This is a genomic window from Pseudomonas sp. URMO17WK12:I11, assembly GCF_007677725.1.
In the GTDB taxonomy this organism is placed as follows: domain Bacteria; phylum Pseudomonadota; class Gammaproteobacteria; order Pseudomonadales; family Pseudomonadaceae; genus Aquipseudomonas.
The window spans coordinates 132,485-151,131 of the sequence record NZ_VEDF01000005.1; the positions used below are offsets into that span (position 1 = coordinate 132,485).

At 63.7% G+C, this 18,647-nt stretch carries 16 protein-coding genes, 1 tRNA gene and 1 pseudogene; 13 read left to right on the forward strand and 5 right to left on the reverse strand.

The window, feature by feature from the left end; all coding sequences use genetic code 11:
- Positions 1-9: 9 nt before the first annotated feature.
- Positions 10-444, reverse strand: a complete 435-nt coding sequence (locus FS665_RS11675) for a hypothetical protein (protein WP_145187991.1) — start codon at positions 442-444, stop codon at positions 10-12.
- A gap of 212 nt (positions 445-656) precedes the next feature.
- Between FS665_RS11675 and FS665_RS11680 the strand changes: the two genes are divergently transcribed.
- The 7 genes from FS665_RS11680 (at position 657) to FS665_RS11710 (ending at position 7,479) form a co-directional block, all read left to right on the forward strand.
- Positions 657-2,147 carry a diguanylate cyclase gene (locus FS665_RS11680; RefSeq protein ID WP_145187994.1) on the forward strand — a complete coding sequence of 497 codons (1,491 nt, stop codon included), beginning with the start codon at positions 657-659 and terminating at the stop codon, positions 2,145-2,147.
- The gene (locus tag FS665_RS11685) at positions 2,140-2,370 is read left to right on the forward strand and encodes a cysteine-rich CWC family protein (protein ID WP_145187997.1); all 231 of its coding nucleotides are present in this window, start codon (positions 2,140-2,142) and stop codon (positions 2,368-2,370) included. The genes FS665_RS11680 and FS665_RS11685 overlap by 8 nt, the downstream gene beginning before the upstream one ends.
- A 30-nt stretch (positions 2,371-2,400) precedes the next feature.
- Positions 2,401-3,093, forward strand: a complete 693-nt coding sequence (locus tag FS665_RS11690) for a pseudouridine synthase (RefSeq protein ID WP_145188000.1) — start codon at positions 2,401-2,403, stop codon at positions 3,091-3,093.
- Between the two features lie 333 nt (positions 3,094-3,426).
- Entirely contained in the window at positions 3,427-4,314 is an 888-nt protein-coding gene (locus FS665_RS11695) for an alpha/beta fold hydrolase (RefSeq protein WP_145188003.1), read from the forward strand.
- 137 nt (positions 4,315-4,451) lie between these two features.
- Positions 4,452-4,525: transfer RNA gene (locus FS665_RS11700), tRNA-Gly, on the forward strand.
- 197 nt (positions 4,526-4,722) lie between these two features.
- Positions 4,723-6,411 (forward strand): SulP family inorganic anion transporter, encoded by a 1,689-nt coding sequence (locus FS665_RS11705; protein WP_145188006.1) that lies wholly within the window; start codon positions 4,723-4,725, stop codon positions 6,409-6,411.
- A gap of 45 nt (positions 6,412-6,456) precedes the next feature.
- On the forward strand, positions 6,457-7,479 hold the full coding sequence (locus tag FS665_RS11710; protein ID WP_145188009.1) for a DUF4917 family protein: 1,023 nt from the start codon (positions 6,457-6,459) through the stop codon (positions 7,477-7,479).
- 4 nt (positions 7,480-7,483) lie between these two features.
- On the opposite strand, the gene FS665_RS11715 is transcribed toward FS665_RS11710, so the two are convergent.
- Positions 7,484-8,698 carry an SAM-dependent methyltransferase gene (locus FS665_RS11715; RefSeq protein ID WP_145188012.1) on the reverse strand — a complete coding sequence of 405 codons (1,215 nt, stop codon included), beginning with the start codon at positions 8,696-8,698 and terminating at the stop codon, positions 7,484-7,486.
- A 74-nt stretch (positions 8,699-8,772) separates the two neighbouring features.
- Complete coding sequence (locus FS665_RS11720) at positions 8,773-9,396, reverse strand: hypothetical protein (protein ID WP_145188014.1); 624 nt, start codon at positions 9,394-9,396, stop codon at positions 8,773-8,775.
- 187 nt (positions 9,397-9,583) lie between these two features.
- On the opposite strand from FS665_RS11720, the gene bglX reads away from it, so the two are divergent.
- From bglX to FS665_RS11750, 6 genes and pseudogenes are all read left to right on the forward strand, one after another.
- Positions 9,584-11,875: a beta-glucosidase BglX gene (gene bglX, locus FS665_RS11725; RefSeq protein WP_145188017.1), complete on the forward strand. Its 2,292-nt coding sequence runs from the start codon at positions 9,584-9,586 to the stop codon at positions 11,873-11,875.
- An 84-nt stretch (positions 11,876-11,959) separates the two neighbouring features.
- Entirely contained in the window at positions 11,960-13,717 is a 1,758-nt protein-coding gene (locus FS665_RS11730; protein ID WP_145188020.1) for an ATP-binding protein, read from the forward strand.
- Positions 13,711-15,045, forward strand: a complete 1,335-nt coding sequence (locus FS665_RS11735) for a sigma-54 dependent transcriptional regulator (RefSeq protein WP_145188023.1) — start codon at positions 13,711-13,713, stop codon at positions 15,043-15,045. Before FS665_RS11730 ends, FS665_RS11735 begins: the two co-directional genes overlap by 7 nt.
- Before the next feature lie 241 nt (positions 15,046-15,286).
- Positions 15,287-16,606 carry an MFS transporter gene (locus tag FS665_RS11740; protein ID WP_145188026.1) on the forward strand — a complete coding sequence of 440 codons (1,320 nt, stop codon included), beginning with the start codon at positions 15,287-15,289 and terminating at the stop codon, positions 16,604-16,606.
- Between the two features lie 518 nt (positions 16,607-17,124).
- Positions 17,125-17,331 (forward strand): annotated as a pseudogene (locus tag FS665_RS11745) (heme utilization protein); the annotation flags it as partial.
- Positions 17,332-17,453: 122 nt separating this feature from the next.
- Entirely contained in the window at positions 17,454-18,059 is a 606-nt protein-coding gene (locus FS665_RS11750; protein WP_145188032.1) for a flavin reductase family protein, read from the forward strand.
- On the opposite strand, the gene FS665_RS11755 is transcribed toward FS665_RS11750, so the two are convergent.
- Both FS665_RS11755 and FS665_RS11760 read right to left on the reverse strand, forming a co-directional pair.
- On the reverse strand, positions 18,060-18,326 hold the full coding sequence (locus tag FS665_RS11755) for a hypothetical protein (protein ID WP_145188035.1): 267 nt from the start codon (positions 18,324-18,326) through the stop codon (positions 18,060-18,062).
- An 11-nt stretch (positions 18,327-18,337) separates the two neighbouring features.
- The gene (locus FS665_RS11760) at positions 18,338-18,631 is read right to left on the reverse strand and encodes a putative quinol monooxygenase (protein WP_145188038.1); all 294 of its coding nucleotides are present in this window, start codon (positions 18,629-18,631) and stop codon (positions 18,338-18,340) included.
- Positions 18,632-18,647 lie beyond the last annotated feature (16 nt).

Consider the following 18,647-nt stretch of genomic DNA (forward strand, 5'->3'; position numbering starts at 1 on the left):
GCGCCGCGTCTAGCGCTGCCAGTTACGATCCGGGCCACGCCCACGGTCCGGACGCCGCTCGTGCTCAGGGCGGCCCTGCCAGTTGCCGTGCTGATAGCGCTGGCTGCCATCGCGATAGTCATGACGATCACGGTCTCGCCCATAGTCGTGACGCTGGCGATTGCCGTAGTCATAGCGTGGGTTACCGTGCCATTGATTCAGCCCAGGCCGTGGTTGCGGTCGGTAATAGGCCGGAGGCGCCGGGCGGTAGTAGCGTGGCGCCGGCTGATAGTAGTAGCGGGGCTGCGGCACCACGTAGTAACGATCCTGACGGTAATAGCCAGGCGTCACATAACGATCGCTGGTGTAATAACCCGAACGGTAGTGGCCACCGCCGCCGTAGTAAGGCGCACAGGCGGACGTCATGAGACCCAGCAGGGCGATCAACAGAATTCGATAGGACATGGCGGCCTCCCGGACCGCTGGGGTGCCCGCACAGCGACGCTGGCAAGCGCCGATGGAAATGCGTTCATCGGCAAAGAATCAGACCATCGCGACAAGGTGCAGTGCCATTTCAGCAACAAATTGATACAGCTTCATATCACCCTGAAATACTTGCAGTCTTTGCGGCGGTATCTCACTAGAATGGGCGCCTCGGCACACATCACGGGAAGATCATGCCCTCACGCTCCGCCCTGTTGTCACAGCGCTCGTTGATCCTCGCCCTGCTGCTGTTGCTGGCGTGCGGCTTCCTCGCCACTTCGCTGATCAGTTACTTCGCCTCGCGCAGTGCCATCCGCGATGGCATCGTCAACACCGAGTTGCCGCTGACCTCCGACACCGTCTATTCGGAAATCCAGAAGGACCTGATCCGCCCGGTGCTGATTGCCTCGATGATGGCTCAGGACACCTTCCTGCGCGACTGGGTGCTGGCCGGCGAGCAGGACACTGCACGCATCACCCGGTTTCTCGGCGAAGTCGTGGGCAAGCAGGACATCTTCACCTCGTTCTTCGTCTCCGAGCGTAGCCTCACCTACTACCAGGCCAAGGGCGTGCTCAAGCAGGTGCGGGCCGACAGCTGGCGCGACGCCTGGTATTTTCGCCTGCGCCAGATGAAGTCGCCGTACGAGATCAACGTCGACGTCGACATGGCCAATCAAGACAGCCTGACAGTGTTCATCAACTACCGCGTGCTGGATTACCAGCAGCGCTTCATCGGCGCTGCCGGGGTGGGGCTGAGCGTGGACGCCGTGGTCAAGCTGATCGACACCTATCAGCGCCGCTACCAGCGCTCGGTGTTTTTCATCGATGCCGAAGGCAAGGTCATCCTGACCGGTTCCGATGGCGGTCCCCATGGCCTCAAGGGCGGCGAGCCACTGGCCGAGAATGCCGATCTGCGCGGCTTGCTGGCGCAGCGGCCAGTGCCGAGCCAGGGCAGCCATGAGTACAAGGACAGCCAGGGCCACAGCCATTTCCTCAACGTGCGCCACTTGCCGGAACTGGACTGGTACCTGCTGGTGGACAAACGCGAAGGCGGCGCGCTGGACCGCATTCGCCAATCGTTGTACCTGAACCTGGCGATCTGCGCGATGATCACCCTGGTGGTGCTGTCGCTGCTCAATGGCATGCTCAGGCGCCACCACCTGAGCACCGAAGCGCTGGCCACCCTCGATACCCTTACCGGCCTGCCCAATCGGCGCAGCTTCGACCTGCTGGCGGCCCAGGCCCTGCTGGCGGCGCAACGCGACAACGCGCCGCTGGTGGCGTTGCTGATTGACCTGGACCATTTCAAGGTGCTCAACGATACCTACGGGCATCTTGCCGGTGATGAGGTTTTGCGCCAGTTCGCCAATGTGCTGCAGGGCAGCTTGCGCCAATCGGATGTCCTGTGTCGTTGGGGTGGCGAGGAGTTCGTGGTGTTGCTGCGCGAAGTGCAAGGGCGCCAGGCGATCGATGTGGCCGAAAAAATTCGTCGCCGCACCGAGCAACTGACGTTCAGCCATGACCAGCGAGCGCTGCGCTTGACCGCCAGTATCGGCTTGAGCGCCTTGCAGCCAGGCGATAGCCTGCACACATTGCTCAGCCGCGCTGATCGCGCGCTGTACCGGGCCAAGCAGGCGGGCCGTAACCGCGTCTGCAGCGAAGCGACGGAACCGACCCATGAATGACAGCCAGCATTGCCCGGCCTGCGGCGCGCCCAACCAGTGCAGCCTGGCCGACCCGAAGCGGGCGACACAAGCGTGCTGGTGCTACGGCGTAAGCATCGATCCGGCGGTGCTCCAGTCCTTGCCCGAGGCACTGCGTGACAAAGCCTGTTTGTGCCCGCGATGCGCAGCGGTACTCGACCAGTTGCCCGACCAGGGTGCGGCGGGGGCTGACGAAAACCGCTAGACTGCGCGCCCGTCCCTCCCTGTTGCTGCCATGCGTCTCGATCGCTTTCTCGCCAACCAGCCCTGCTACAACCGTCAGCAAGTCCGCCTGCTGCTGGCACAACAGCGGGTGCGCGTGGATCACCGCGTGACCACCGATCCCGTTGCCCAGGTCAGTCAATTCAGCCGCGTCGAGGTCGACCAGCTGCTGCTGCAGGCCGGCCGCCCGCCGCGCTACCTGATGCTGCACAAGCCCAGTGGCTGCGTAAGCGCCACCCATGATCCACAGCACCCTACCGTGCTGGATTTGCTGCCCGATGAACTACGTGACGATCTGCACATCGCCGGACGCCTGGATTTCAACACCACGGGTTTGATGATCCTGACCAACGATGGGCAATGGTCGCGGCGCCTGACCCAGCCGAGCACCAAGCTGCCCAAGCACTACCTGGTCGACACCGAAGATGACATTGGCGCGCACTACGTGGCACGTTTTCAAGAAGGCTTCTACTTCGCCTTCGAAGACCTCACCACGCAACCTGCCCAGCTGGATATCCTCGGCCCTCGCCGGGCGCGCCTGGCCATCGTCGAGGGTCGCTACCATCAGGTCAAACGCATGTTCGGGCACTTCGACAACAAAGTGATTGGCCTGCACCGCGAGCGCATGGGCACGATCCACCTCGATCCCGCCCTGCAGCCTGGGCAGTTCCGGGCATTGACCGCCGAGGAAATCGCCTCGGTGTGAGGCCAGGTTCTCGGGCTCGCGACCGTTGGGCGCCTGGGCCCTGATATCTGCACCAGCGGCACTTGCGAGAATGCGGCGCCACTGCTTGACTGCTAATTCGTCAGTCTGCGAGTGACCACTCGGTCACGCCCGCCAGCCTCGACACTTTTTGCCGGCCACCCAAAGCCCAGATGCCTTGGGGCACGGCAGATTGCCCGCCACAACAACATCGTCGACACCCGTGCCAAGGATCGACACAGGGCCCTGCGATTCATTCAGGCGCTTGCCTACCTGTCATAAAGAACGTGCACCCTAGGTGACGCGATTACCCTTTTTGCGCCAGGAGTCGATGACATGAGGCCAGAAATCGCTGTACTTGATATCCAAGGTCAGTATCGGGTTTACACGGAGTTCTATCGCGCGGAGGCGGCCGAGAAGACGATCATCCTGATCAACGGCTCGCTGGCCACCACCGCCTCGTTCGCCCAGACGGTGCGCAACCTGCACCCCCAGTTCAACGTGGTGTTGTACGACCAGCCCTATGCCGGCAAGTCCAAGGCCCATAACCGCCAGCAACGATTGATCAGCAAAGAGGAAGAGGCGCTGATTCTGCTCGAACTGATCGAGCGTTTCAGCTGCGACCACGTGATGTCGTTTTCCTGGGGCGGCGCCTGCACGCTTTTGGCCCTGGCGCATCAGCCGCGGCAGGTGAAGAAGGCGGTGGTCAGTTCGTTCTCGCCCGTGATCAACGCGCCGATGCGTGACTATCTGGAGCGCGGCTGCCAGTACCTGGCGGCGTGCGACCGCTACCAGGTCGGCAACCTGGTCAACGACACCATCGGCAAGCACCTGCCGTCGCTGTTCAAACGCTTCAATTACCGGCACGTGAGCAGCCTGGACAGCCATGAGTACGCGCAGATGCATTTCCACATCGAGCAAGTACTGCAGCGCGACCTTGAACGGGCCTTGACTGGCGCGCGCAACATTGCGATTCCGGTGCTGTTCGTCAACGGCGAGCGCGACGAGTACACCACCGTCGAAGACGCCCGGCAGTTCGGCAAGCATGTGGGCAATAGCCAGTTCAGCGTAATCCGTAACGCGGGCCATTTCCTGGACATGGAAGGCAAGTCTGCCTGCGATGCCACCCGCGACGCCCTGCTGGGCTTTCTCAAGCCTGCACCTCGCGGGCAACGAAAGCGTGCCTACCATTACCCGCAGGGCAATCATGCAATGGCACTGTGAACCCATCGGCGCCGAGTAACCCTGAGGTTACCGGCCGCCAACGCTAAATGCGCTTGCTCGCCGCTTGGAGATTGCAGCTTTTTTAGAACCCGGGCTTCTAATCCAGGCCAGGTTCTGGTAAAAAGTCCAACGCAAACGCGGGTATAGTTTAGTGGCAAAACGAAAGCTTCCCAAGCTTTAGTTGAGGGTTCGATTCCCTCTACCCGCTCCACACATTGCAAGTCCCGCCAGGCGTTAGTGCAACGCCCGCGCTGTCAAAAGGAGCCCATGGCTCCTTTTTTCGTTTCTGCTCCTTTCATTGATATGGCCCATGGCCGCCATCTGCCGACTCGCCGTATAGTCGCCCGCAGGCAAGGCCCTCGCCGCTGCTTGCCCCATGGACCTGGAAACCTCATCGAAGGACGACGCATGTTGCTTGCCCGTTGCCTCCCCGGCCTGGCCAATCTCCTCCACTACCGCCGCGAGTGGCTGCAGGCCGACCTGCAGGCCGGGCTGTCGGTGGCCGCCATTCAGATTCCCATCGCCATCGCCTACGCGCAGATCGTCGGCCTGCCGCCGCAGTACGGTCTATACGCCTGCATCTTGCCGATGATCGTCTACGCCTTGATTGGCAGCTCGCGTCAGTTGATGGTCGGCCCTGACGCGGCCACCTGCACGATGATCGCCGGGGCCGTGGCGCCGCTGGCGATGGGCGATGTTCAGCGCATCGCCGAGCTGTCGGTGATCGTCACCGTGCTGGTGGGGCTGATGTTGATCGTCGCCGGGCTGGCCCGCGCCGGCTTCATTGCCAGTTTCTTTTCGCGGCCGATCCTGATCGGCTACCTCAACGGTATCGGCCTGAGCCTGATTGCCGGGCAGCTGTCCAAAGTGGTGGGTTTCACGATCGAGGGCGACGGCTTCGTGCTCAGCGTGATCGATTTCTTCCAGCGCCTGCCGGAGATTCACGGGCTGACCCTACTGATCGGCAGCCTGGCGCTCGGCCTGCTGATCTGGCTGCCGCGCCGCTATCCACGGCTGCCCGCTGCGCTGGTCACGGTCGCGCTGTTTACCGTGCTGGTCGGCCTGTTCGGCCTGGACCGATTTGGCGTAGCCATTCTCGGGCCGGTGCCGGCCGGCATGCCTGAGCTGGCCTGGCCGCACAGCGACCTTGCGCAAACCAAGAGCCTGCTGCGCGATGCCTTAGGCATCGCGACCGTCAGTTTCTGCAGCGCCATGCTCACCGCGCGCAGCTTCGCCGCGCGCCACGGTTATGCGATCAACGCCAACCACGAGTTCGTCGCGCTCGGGGTCAGCAACCTGGCGGCTGGCCTGTCCCAAGGTTTCGCCATCAGCGGCGCCGACTCGCGGACCGCGGTCAACGACATGGTCGGGGGCAAGAGCCAGTTGGTCGGCATCATCGCAGCGCTGGTCATCGCCCTCATCCTGCTGCTGTTCACCGCACCGATGGCGTGGATCCCGCAAGCCGCCTTGGGCGCGGTACTGTTGATGGCCGGCTGGGGCTTGATCGACATGCGCTCGCTGCGTCATATCAGGCGCCTGAGCCGCTTCGAGTTCTGGTTGTGTCTGCTGACCACGGCCGGCGTCCTGGGCCTGGGCGTTCTGCCCGGCATCGTGTTCGCCGTGACCCTGGCCATCTTGCGCCTGCTCTACACCATCTACCAGCCGACCGACGCCGTGCTCGGTTGGCTGCCCGGCACCGAAGGGCAAGTCGACATTCGCAAGCATGACGACGCGCGCACCGTGCCAGGCCTGGTGGTCTACCGCTTCGATGACGCGATCCTGTTCTTCAATGCCGACTATTTCAAGATGCGCTTGCTCGAGGCCGTGCAGCGCGACGCCCAGCCCCGCGCCGTACTGTTCGACGCCGAAGCGGTGAGCAGTATCGATGTGACCGGCATCGCCGCCCTGCGTGAAGTGCGCGACACCCTGGCGGCGCGCGGCATTCGCTTCGCCATCGCTCGCGCCCGTGGACGGTTCCTGCGCATGCTGGTGCGCTCGGGGCTGGCCCGGGAAATGGAAGACACCTCGTTGTTCGGCTCGGTGCGCGCCGGGATCCGGGCCTATCGGGTATGGCGCAACAGGCAGCCTGGCGCATGACATGCTAAAGTCCCGCCGTTTACCGCACCATCGACCGGACCGCCCATGCCAGCTCTCGACGCCCACCTCGCCTCTTGGCCAGACCTGAACCAGCGCCACCCCTGCACCGCCCTGCTGCTGGGCAATGGCGCCAGCCGGGCACTGTGGAAACCGTTCGGCTATTTCTCGCTGTTCGAGCAAGCCCAGCGCGCCGGGCGCAAGAAAGGCCTGGCCATCAGCGACCAGGCACTGTTCAAGTCATTGGGCACCGAGCTGTTCGAGCCGGTTTTGAGCACGCTCAACCATACCGTGCGCGCCAACGCCGCCCTGGCGATCAATTCTACCGCGCCGCTGAACCGCTACTACTCGATCAAGGAAGGGTTGATCCACGCCGTGCGCACGCTGCACCTGCCGTGGTCGCTGCTCCCCGCCGCCACCTTGCAGGCGATCAACCTGGCCTTGCGCGACTACCGTAGCGTCTATACCAGCAATTACGACCTGATCCTGCCGTGGGCCATGCAGCAGCAGCCGCAGGGCTTTGCCGAGCTGTTCGACGAGCAGGGTTTCTTCGATGTGCGCCGGCCCCAAGGCCAAGGCACCCGCGTGCTGCACCTGCATGGCGGCCTGCACCTGCTGAAACTGCCCGACGCCAGTACCCGGCAACGTAGCGCCGTGGGCGGCGAGTTACTCGACGGCTTCGCCGTGAACGTTCCAGGTGAGGTGCCGTTGTTCGTCAATGAAGACCGCAGCGAGGAAAAACTGCGCGCGATCCGCAACTCCGACTACCTGGCGTGGTGCCTGGGGGAATTGGCCAGCGAGCGCCAGGGCATCTGCCTGTTCGGCCAGCACCTGGACAGCAGCGACCAGCACCTGCTGGAAGCCATGCGCCAGGCCCGGCCTGCGTACCTGTCGATCGCGATCCGGCCGTTGCATGAGGCTTCGGTGCTGAATCAGAAGCGACACTTCATCGAGCGGTTCGCCGACATGAGCGGGACCGCGCTGCATTTCTTCGATGCCAGCACGCACCCGCTGGGTGTGCAAGGGTTGGCGATCGACGCCCCGACTGACCGCTCCTCGACGGACCGCTAGCGGGTCAGATTAAGCTGTCCGCCCGCAACAACGTTTCAAGACAATGCTCCTGCACGCCGTAGAAGCCTTTGAGCTGGGCGATTTTCTCCAGCAGCGCGGTGTTGTCAGCGGCCTGTCGCCGCTTGACCGCCAAAATCATCTTGTTCTTGTTGGTGTGCTCGAGGGAGATGAACTCGAACACCTTGGTCTCGTAGCCGCAGGCTTCGAGGTACAGCGCGCGCAGGCTGTCGGTGAGCATCTCGGCCTGCTGGCCCAGGTGCAGGCCGTATTGCAGCATCGGCTGCAGCAGACCGGGGCTGTGCAGTTGCGGGCGGATCTGCTTGTGACAGCATGGCGAGCACATGATGATCGCGGCATTGCAGCGGATGCCGGTATGGATGGCGTAGTCGGTGGCCACATCGCAGGCATGCAGGGCGATCATCACCTCGATCGCTTCGGGCACCACGCTGCGCACATCGCCGCAGAGAAACTCAAGGCCCGGGTGCTCCAGGCGGCCGGCGGCCGCGTTGCACAGCTCGACCATGTCCTGGCGCAACTCCACGCCCAGCACCTTCGCTTCACGGCCCAGGCTGTTGCGCAGGTAGTCGTGCATGGCGAAGGTCAGGTAGCCTTTGCCAGAGCCGAAGTCGGCCACGCGCAGCGCCTGGTCGGCCGCTACCGGGGCATTGGCCAGGGCGTGGTCGAAGACTTCGATGAACTTGTTGATCTGCTTCCATTTGCGCGACATCGCCGGGATCAACGCGCCTTGCCCATCGGTCACGCCGAGGTCGCGCAGGAACGGGCGCGACAGGTCCAGGTAGCGTTTCTTCTCGCGGTCGTGGGCGGCAGTCGCGGCCACCTCACGCGGCGCCTGGGCGCCGTGGCGCTGCAGCATCGGCTTGCCCTTCTTGCTGAACGCCAGCTGCACCTCGCCGTCCGCGTCGAACAGATGAGCGTTGCGAAAGCTCGCCGGCAACAGTTCGGCCACCAGCGCCTCGGCCTGCTCCAGCGCGACGTTGCGGGTAATGTCGCGGGTCTGGTGGCGATAGACCAGTGACAAGTGCGGCTGGCCCTTGACCTGCAACGGCTTGGCGATGATGCGCTGCAAGGTCTCGTCGGCCCCGACGTGGCGCGCCAGCACCAACTTGATCAAGGTATTACCGTGCAGGGCCGCGCTCAGCACGTTGAGGAACTGAGCGCGGGCATCCGGCGCAGAGGTGGCGGAAGGACTGGCTGACATAAAAAGCGGGTGCCTCGGATAACAGGAAGCGCGTTGCGCAATGGTCGGCATTCTACACCCCCGCGGCACAGCCTTCAGTCGAGAATCACCAGACGGTTGGGCAGCTCGATGCGGTCGGGCATGTGGCTACGCGGCAAGCGTTCGCCCAGCAGCTCGCCGCACGCCTCGATGCACTCGACGAAGCCTGGCAGGGTCTGCCCGCAGCGCACCCGCTCTAGCAACCGCGCAGCGAGCAACCTTCGGGCATGGCGATCAAGGTGGGCGTCGATGCGCTGGCCCACGAGGATCTGCACATGCTGCTCAGCTTCGGCGACGAAGATCAGAACCCCTGCGCCCTGCGCGCCGGTGCCCAGGTGCTGCTCGCGAAACTGCTGGCGCGCCAGGCCCGTCGCGCGCCACCGGCGCAGCGCGCCGGGGATCAGCCAGCTGGCCAGGCGTGGGCTGCGCAGCAGCAGGCACAAGCCGATGAACAGCAGTACGTTGCTCACCAACAGGGCGCGCCCGCTGGGCCAGCCGCACGCGAGGTAGAGCAGGCCCGGCACGGCCAGGGCCAGCAGCGCGGCGCAGAACAGCGGCAGGTAGGCGTAGTCGTCGGCGCGTCGCGCCAGCACGGTCACCAGCTGGGCGTCGGTACGCCGTTCGACGCGGGCGATGGCTTCGGCCACCTGCCGACGTTGATAGTGGTCAAGGGGGGTCATGCCTTGGTTCTCTTCAGCGTTCTTATAGTTGTTGTCCCGGCATTCGGGTGCTCCTCCGCCACCGACATATTCAGGCATAATCGGCCGCTGGAAGCATGACCCGCGAATCGTACAACAATAGCCGCCTGAAAACTTCGGCCGCGCGCGTATCTTCGTAGATACGGCACACGCCTCGAACATGGAATCGATGATGAAACTGTCTCTGCTGGGCCTGGCCATGGGCCTCGCCAGCCAGGCGGCCCTCGCCGCCCCGATCGCCCCGCCCCTGCAGGACAAGCAGGCTTTCATCGAGCATCTGATCAGCCAGATGAACGAAGCCGAAAAGATCGGCCAATTGCGCCTGATCAGCATCGGTCCGGAAATGTCCCACGAAAAGATCCGCGAAGAAATCGCGGCCGGGCGCATCGGCGGCACGTTCAACTCGCGCACCGCGCCGGAAAACCGGCCGATGCAGGATGCTGCCATGCGCAGCCGCCTGAAGATCCCGATGTTCTTCGCCTACGACACCATCCACGGCGAGCGCACCATCTTCCCCATCGGCCTGGGCTTGGCCGCCACCTGGGACATGGACGCCATCGCCAAGGTCGGCCGTACCTCGGCCATCGAAGCCTCAGCCGACGCCCTGGACATGACCTTCGCGCCGATGGTCGACATCGCCCGCGATCCGCGCTGGGGCCGCACCAGTGAAGGGTTTGGCGAAGATACCTACCTGACCGCGAAGATCGGCCAGGTGATGGTGCGCTCGTTCCAGGGCAGCAGCCCGGCCAATCCCGACAGCATCATGGCCATCGTCAAGCACTTCGCCTTGTACGGGGCGGTGGAAGGCGGGCGCGACTACAACACGGTCGATATGAGCCTGCCGAAGATGTACAACGACTACCTGCCGCCCTACCGCGCCGCGCTCGATGCCGGGGCTGGCGGGGTGATGGTGGCGCTCAACTCCATCAACGGTGTACCGGCCACCTCCAACACCTGGCTGATGAACGATCTGCTGCGCAAGCAGTGGGGGTTCAAGGGCGTGACCATCAGCGACCACGGCGCCATTCAGGAGCTGATCCGCCATGGCGTCGCCCGCGACGGCCGCGAGGCGGCCAAGCTGGCGATCAAGGCCGGTATCGACATGAGCATGAACGACACCCTTTACGGCCAGGAGCTGCCAGGGCTGCTCAAGTCTGGCGAGGTCACCGAGCAGGAACTGAACCAGGCCGTTCGCGAAGTGCTCGGGGCCAAGTACGACATGGGCCTGTTCAAGGACCCGTACGTGCGCATCGGCAAAGCCGAAACCGACCTCGAGGATTACTACGGCGAAGACCGCCTGCATCGCCCGGCTGCCCGCGATGTGGCGCGGCGCAGCCTGGTGCTGCTGGAAAACAAGCAGCAGACCCTGCCGCTGAAGAAAGCCGGCACCATCGCCCTGGTCGGGCCGCTGGCCGACGCGCCGATCGACATGATGGGCAGCTGGGCCGCCGATGGCAAACCGATGCACTCGGTCACCGTACGCGAAGGCTTGCGCCGCGCGCTCGAAGGCAAGGCCGAACTGCTCTTCGCCAAAGGTGCCAACGTTACCGGCGACAAGGCGATTCTCGATTACCTGAACTTCCTCAACTTCGATGCACCGGAAATCGTCGACGACCCGCGCCCTGCGGCGGTGCTGATCGACGAGGCGGTCAAGGCCGCGCAAAAAGCCGATGTTGTGGTGGCCGTGGTCGGTGAGTCGCGGGGCATGTCGCACGAATCGTCGAGCCGCACCACCCTGGAAATCCCGGCCAGCCAGCGCGCGTTGATCAAGGCGCTGAAGGCCACCGGCAAGCCGCTGGTGCTGGTGCTGATGAACGGCCGGCCACTGTCGCTGGCCTGGGAGCGCGAGCAGGCCGATGCCATGCTGGAAACCTGGTTCGCTGGCACCGAGGGCGGCAACGCCATCGCCGATGTGCTGTTCGGTGACTACAACCCTTCGGGCAAGCTGGCCATCACCTTCCCGCGCTCGGTGGGGCAGATCCCGATGTACTACAACCACACGCGCATCGGCCGGCCCTACACCCCAGGCAAGCCTGGCAACTACACGTCGCAGTACTTCGAAGAACCGAACGGCCCGCTGTATCCATTCGGCTACGGCTTGAGCTACAGCAGCTTCGAGCTGTCGGACCTGACCCTGTCGGCCCAGGACCTCAAGCGGGGCGACACCCTGCAGGCCAGCGTCACGGTGAAGAATACCGGCAAGCTTGCAGGCGAGACGGTGGTCCAGCTGTACCTGCAGGATGTGTCGGCATCGATGAGCCGCCCGGTCAAGGAGCTGAAGAACTTCCAGAAACTCCTGCTCGAGCCTGGTGAGTCACGCACCTTGAGCTTCCGCATCAGCGAGGATGACTTGAAGTTCTACAATGGCCAGCTGCAGCGGGTGGCCGAACCTGGCGAGTTCACCGTCCAGGTCGGCCTGGATTCCGAGGCGGTGCAACAGAAAAGCTTCGAACTGCTGTAACCGTTTGGTCGCCCCTTCCGGCCTCGGCGCGGGCTTGCGCGCGAAGAGGCCGGCACTCAATCGCCTTGATCCGGACCTGCCCCAATGCCCTTTTCCTTTCGCGCCCTGCGTCTGGGGCTGATCACCCTGCTGATCGTGCTGGGTACCGTGCTCAGCGCCGGCTGGGCCATGCACCAGGCCAAGCGCCAGGCCATGGAAGAGGACGCGCGCCGCGCCAGTCAGCAGCTGACGCTCTACGCCACGGCTCTGCACACGCTGATCGATCGCTACCGCGCGCTGCCGGCGGTACTGGCGCTGGACCCGGAACTCATCGCGGCGCTGCGTGGGCCGGTCAGCGAGCAACAGCAACATGCGCTGAACCTCAAGCTCGAACGCATCAATGGCGCGGCCAATTCTTCGACCCTGGAGCTGCTCGACCGTACCGGGCTGGCGGTGGCCGCCAGCAACTGGCGCCTGCCGACGACCTACGTCGGTTCCAACTATGGCTTCCGGCCTTACTTCAAGCAGACCCGCAGCCAAGGTTCGGGCCGCTTCTACGCCGTTGGCGTGACCAGTGGCGTGCCGGGTTATTTCCTGTCCAGTGCAGTGAAGGATGAGCAGGGTCGCTTTCTCGGGGCCATGGTGGTCAAGCTCGAATTCCCCGAGCTTGAGCGCGAATGGCGCCAGGGCAGCGACATCCTGCTGGTCAGCGACGCCCGTGGCATCACCTTCATCGCCAATCAGGACGGCTGGCGCTACCGTGAGCTGCAACCGCTGAGCGCTGCCGATCGCGCGGAGCTGGCGCAAACCCGCCAATACGACAAGCAGCCCCTGGTGCCCCTGCATCCGCAAATCCTCACCCGCTTCGCCAACAACAGTTACCTGAGCCGGGTGAGCGGCCCTGAGGGCAGCGTCGAGTACCTCTGGGAGAGCCTGCCCCTGCAGAGCGAAGACTGGACCCTGCACCTGCTGCGCAAACCCCAGGTCCAGGCCGCCGGGCGCAACGCTGCACTGGGGGCCGCCGCGGTGTGGCTGAGCCTGGTGTTCGCGGCGCTGTTCATCAGCCAGCGGTTGCGCCTGGCGCGCTTGCGCCAGCGCAGCCGCGAACAGCTCAAACGCCAGGTCGAGGAGCGTACCCGCGAGCTGCGCACGGCCCAGGAAGGCCTGGTGCAGTCGGCCAAGCTGGCCGCCCTGGGGCAGATGTCGGCCGCCATGGCCCACGAAATCAACCAACCGCTGACCACCCAGCGCATGCAGCTGGAAACCTTGCGCCTGCTGCTCGATCATGGCCGTTACGACGAGGCGCGCCAGGCCCTGGAGCCGCTCGAGCAGATGCTCACGCGGATGGCCGCGCTGACCAGCCACCTGAAGACCTTCGCCCGCAACAGCCCGGGCGGTCTGCGCGAGCGCCTGGACCTCGCCAGCGTGGTCGACCAGGCCCTGCACCTGCTCGAGACGCGCATACGCGCCGAAGCCGTCGAGGTCGCGTTGTACCTGGCGCGTCCGGCCTGGGTCCGCGGCGACGCGATTCGCCTCGAGCAAGTGTTGATCAACCTGCTGCGCAATGCCTTGGACGCCATGGCCGACAAGCGCTACAAGCGTCTTGAAGTGCGCATCGAACCCGATGGGCAACAGTGGCGCCTGAGCGTGCTGGATTCCGGCGGCGGCATTGCCGACGCGCATCTGGGCAAGCTCTTCGACCCATTCTTCACCACCAAACCGGTGGGCGAAGGCCTGGGCCTGGGCCTGGCGATTTCCTATGGCATCATCGCCGAGGCCGGTGGCCTGCTGCATGCCGAAAACGTGCCGGGCGGCGCCCGGCTGATTCTGACCCTGCCGCAAGACCAGGAGCCCGTATGTTGAATTCGGTGATCGTCGTCGATGACGAGGCCAGCATCCGCAGTGCGGTCGAGCAGTGGTTGAGCCTGTCAGGCTTCAACGTGCAGGTGTTCGCCCGCGCCGAAGACTGCCTGGCACAGCTGCCCGCCCACTTCGCCGGGGTGATCATCAGCGATGTGCGCATGCCTGGCATGGACGGCCTGCAGCTGCTGGCACGCGTGCAAGCCGAAGATGCCGATCTGCCAGTCATTTTGCTGACCGGCCACGGGGACGTGCCGATGGCCGTTGAGGCGATGCGCAACGGGGCCTATGACTTTCTGGAAAAGCCCTTCACCCCGCAGCACCTGCTGGGCAGCCTGCGCCGGGCGCAGGAGAAACGCCAGCTGGTCCTGGAGAACCGCCGCCTGCATGAGCAGGCCGATCTCAAATCGCGCCTGGAGGCGACCTTGCTGGGCATGTCCACCGGCATGCAGCAGCTGCGCCAGCAGGTGCTGGACCTCGCCAGCCTGCCCGTCAATGTCCTGATCCGTGGCGAAACCGGCAGTGGCAAGGAACGTGTCGCGCGCTGCCTGCATGACTTCGGGCCACGTGCCACCAAGCCGTTCGTGGCGCTCAATTGCGCAGCCATTCCCGAAACGCTGTTCGAGGCCGAGCTGTTCGGTCATGAAAGCGGTGCCTTCACCGGCGCCCAAGGCAAGCGCATCGGCAAGCTGGAATATGCCAACGGCGGTACGCTGTTTCTCGATGAGATCGAAAGCATGCCCCTGGCCCAGCAAGCCAAGCTGTTGCGGGTGATTCAGGAGCAGAAGCTCGAGCGCCTGGGTGCCAACCAGAGCATCAGCGTCGACCTGCGGATCATCGCCGCGACCAAGCCGGACCTGCTCGAAGAGGCCCGCGCCGGGCGCTTTCGCGAAGACCTTGCCTACCGCCTGAACGTGGCTGAATTGCGTTTGGCGCCCTTGCGTGAGCGACGTGAAGACATCCCCCTGTTGTTCGAGCACTTCGCCCGTGCCGCTGCGGACAAACTGGCGCGCAGCGCGCCTGCGCTCTCGGCGCCGCAGCTGGCGCAACTGCTGACCCATGACTGGCCAGGCAACGTCCGCGAGCTGGCCAATGCCGCCGAACGGCATGCCTTGGGGTTGGGCCTGTCGAATATCGAGGTCGTCCCTGCCGGACAGTCCCTGGCCGAGCAAATGGAAGCGTTCGAGGCGCAATGCCTGCGCGCGGCACTGCGTCAGCACGGTGGTGAAATCAAGGCGGTGATGGAGGCGTTGCAGCTGCCTCGGCGCACGCTCAATGAAAAGATGCAGCGCCATGGCTTATCGCGCGAGACATTCATCGGCGCCCAATAGGCGGAAATCCGCTTATTGATCATGCTGGATAGGCGTAAAACCGCTTACCGTAAGTGGACGCTGCCGGCGCTACACCGCCCTTTGCGGGCACACGCCTTGCGCAGAGGCCTGCAGGCTGGGGCTTCGAGATGCAGAGGCCCTCGTTTGGAGCGCCCTGCACCCATTTGGCACACCTTCTGCACTGGGCTTGGCAAGCTGCGCCCTGGCGCGCTCTCACAACAACAACGAGAAGGTATCCCTGATGGATAACGCCACCACCCTGCCAAGCGGGGCGGCCGCCACGCCGACCGCTGAAAGAACCACCGCCAGCCGCCTCAAGTCGATCTTCAGCGGCTCGATCGGCAACATGGTCGAATGGTACGACTGGTACGTCTACGCCGCATTCTCGCTCTACTTCGCCAAAGCCTTCTTCCCGGCAGGCGACTCCACTGCACAACTGCTCAACACCGCCGCGATCTTCGCCGTGGGCTTCTTGATGCGCCCGATCGGCGGCTGGTTGATGGGCATGTATGCCGACCGCAAAGGCCGCAAGGCCGCGCTGATGGCCTCGGTGTTGCTGATGTGCGCAGGCTCGCTGGTGATCGCCCTGACCCCAGGTTATGAAACCATTGGCGTGGCGGCGCCGATCCTGCTGGTGATCGCGCGCCTGATGCAGGGCCTGTCGGTGGGTGGCGAATACGGCACTTCAGCCACTTACCTGAGCGAGATGGCGAGCAAGGAGCGTCGTGGCTTCTTCTCCAGCTTCCAGTACGTGACGCTGATCTCCGGCCAGCTCATCGCCCTGGCCGTGCTGATCGTGCTGCAACAGACCCTGACCACCGAGCAGCTGTATGCCTGGGGCTGGCGCGTACCGTTCGTGATCGGCGCACTGTGCGCCGTGGTGGCCCTGTACCTGCGGCGCGGCATGGAAGAAACCGCCTCGTTCACCAAGAAGGAAAAGGCCAAGGAAAGCCTGATGCGCACCCTGATGCGCCACCCCAAGGAACTGTTGACCGTGGTCGGCCTGACCATGGGCGGCACCCTGGCCTTCTACACCTACACCACCTACATGCAGAAGTACCTGGTCAACACGGTGGGCATGAGCATCAGCGACTCGACCACCATCTCGGCCGCCACGCTGTTCCTGTTCATGTGCTTGCAGCCCCTGGTCGGCGGGTTGTCCGACAAGATCGGCCGGCGCCCGATCCTGATCGCCTTCGGCGTACTGGGAACCCTGTTCACCGTACCGATCCTCAGCACCCTGCACACCATCCAGACTTGGTGGGGCGCGTTCTTCCTGATCATGGCAGCACTGATCATCGTCAGCGGCTACACCTCGATCAATGCCGTGGTGAAAGCCGAACTGTTCCCCACTGAAATCCGTGCCCTGGGCGTAGGCCTGCCCTATGCACTGACCGTATCGATCTTCGGGGGTACGGCAGAGTACGTGGCCCTGTGGTTCAAGAGCGTCGGCATGGAGAGTGGCTTCTACTGGTACGTGACCGGCTGCATCGCCTGCTCGCTGCTGGTGTACGCGACCATGAAGGACACCAAGCAGCACTCGCGAATCACCACTGACTAAGGCTGGTCAGGGCTGAAAACGACAGGGCGTTTCCAGCGATGGGACGCCCTTTTTGTTCAGCCCTTGAAAACCGTGAGCCGATTAACGCGCCTATTCGGGTCACCTTATGAGCCGAATAGGCGCGTTAATCGGCTCATTGGCGAGCTGAATTTGCTCACCTGGCATCAATGGCTTTTCCCAGTTGCGGAAGGCGTTCTGAGCAAACCGATACTGGTCGCTAATTGCGCAATGAAGCACCCAGGCAGGTGATCTTGACATCACCCCATGGCTTCCCTGACCCAAGCTGGCCAGTGTCTTAACGCGCTATTAATTTCCCATGTGCACTCTGCACTGCATGGCGCAGACCGGCGGTGTGCACGATCCATCGAGTCCAACTCGCCTGCCGTTTTTCCCTGATCAGCGCCATTTATAATCGAATAAATAGATCAATAGGCGCGAGTATTTGCGCTTTTTAATCGTATTAATGGGCGTAACCTTAATCCCATCAAGCCATTCAACCCTCTACAGGAGCAATCCTCATGAAAAGCAAACTGATCCTCACCGTTGCCCTTTCCGTTCTTGCTACGGGCGCATTTGCCGAAGACGGCTTTGACCGAACCAATGCCCATTCTTTCGCCACAACCCAGAGCCAATCGGCGAACTATGCCGAAGATGGCTTCGATCGCACCAACGCGCAGCGCTTTGCCGAAGACGGTTTCGACCGCACCCATGCCCATCGCCTCAGCTGAGCACTGCTGCAAGCAACCCAGCCCGGCATTAGCCGGGCGTGAGCGTATCCAGGCGCGCCCGGGCTTGGCACACTAGGCACCTCGTCAACCAGGAGGTAGGGCCAGCAAGCCCAGCACTCATGTACTACTACGAACCCGCCAAAGGCCACGGCCTGCCCCACGACCCCTTCAACGCCATCGTCGGCCCACGGCCGATCGGCTGGATTTCTTCGCAGGACCGCGAAGGCCGCTTGAACCTGGCGCCCTACAGCTTCTTCAACGCCTTCAACTATATTCCGCCGATCATCGGCTTCTGCAGCGTCGGGCGCAAAGACAGCTTGAACAATATCGAGCAGACCGGTGAGTTCGTGTGGAATCTTGCCACCCGCCCTTTGGCCGAGCAGATGAACCAAAGCTGCGCCGCGGTGGGGCCCGAGGTCAGCGAATTCGAATTGAGCGGCCTGAGCGCAGCACCCTCGCGCGTGGTCAGCGTGCCGCGAGTCGGCGAAACACCGGTCGCCTTCGAGTGTAAGGTCAGCCAGATCGTCCAGCTCAAGCGCGCCGATCAGGCACTGGTACCCAGCTGGCTGATCCTCGGGGAAGTGGTAGCGGTGCACATTGCCGAGCACCTGCTCAAGGACGGCATCTACGACACCGCAGCTGCCGAGCCGATTCTGCGGGGCGGCGGCCCGGCCGACTATTTCGAGTTGGGCACGCTGTTCAAGATGGCGCGGCCGCAGGGCTGATCACCAGATCAACTCGCCCTCGGCGCTGACGCCCTGCAGGCGTTGCAGTTCTGCCGTGGCCGCCTCGTCGGCGGCCACGGCGCCCTTGAAGACCTGCCCGTCGAGGACCTTGTGAAAGCGCGGCGCGCCGCCCATGCCAAGGGCCTTGACTGCGATCGCCGCGCTGTAGCCGCCGCCCGCTGCCGGAACCATTGCCGATACCGCTTCGTGGTGGGGGAATTCTCTGCGTGCCATGTTGCTTTCCGAGACAGGAGCGAAGGGCGGCATTCTAACCGTGATCAATCGAAGGTATGCAAGTCGAGACTGCTGACGACCCGGGCCTGGACCAGCTCGCCGAATAGCTCCAGCGTCGGCGAGGCGAAATAACCACGCATCGCCTGCTGGTCCTGCCAGCTGCCGCTGAGCAGCCACAGGTCGGCGTCAGCCTGGGAGCGTTGGACGGTGAAGCCCAGGCACCCGGGGGTGCGCAACGAGGGTTCCAGCAGATCCCGCAGGCGTGCCCCGAGTTCTGCCGAGCGGCCGCTGCTGGCACGGACCAAAGCCAAGTGGGTGACCGGTTGTCGTAAGGTCATTGCACGATCTCCTTGA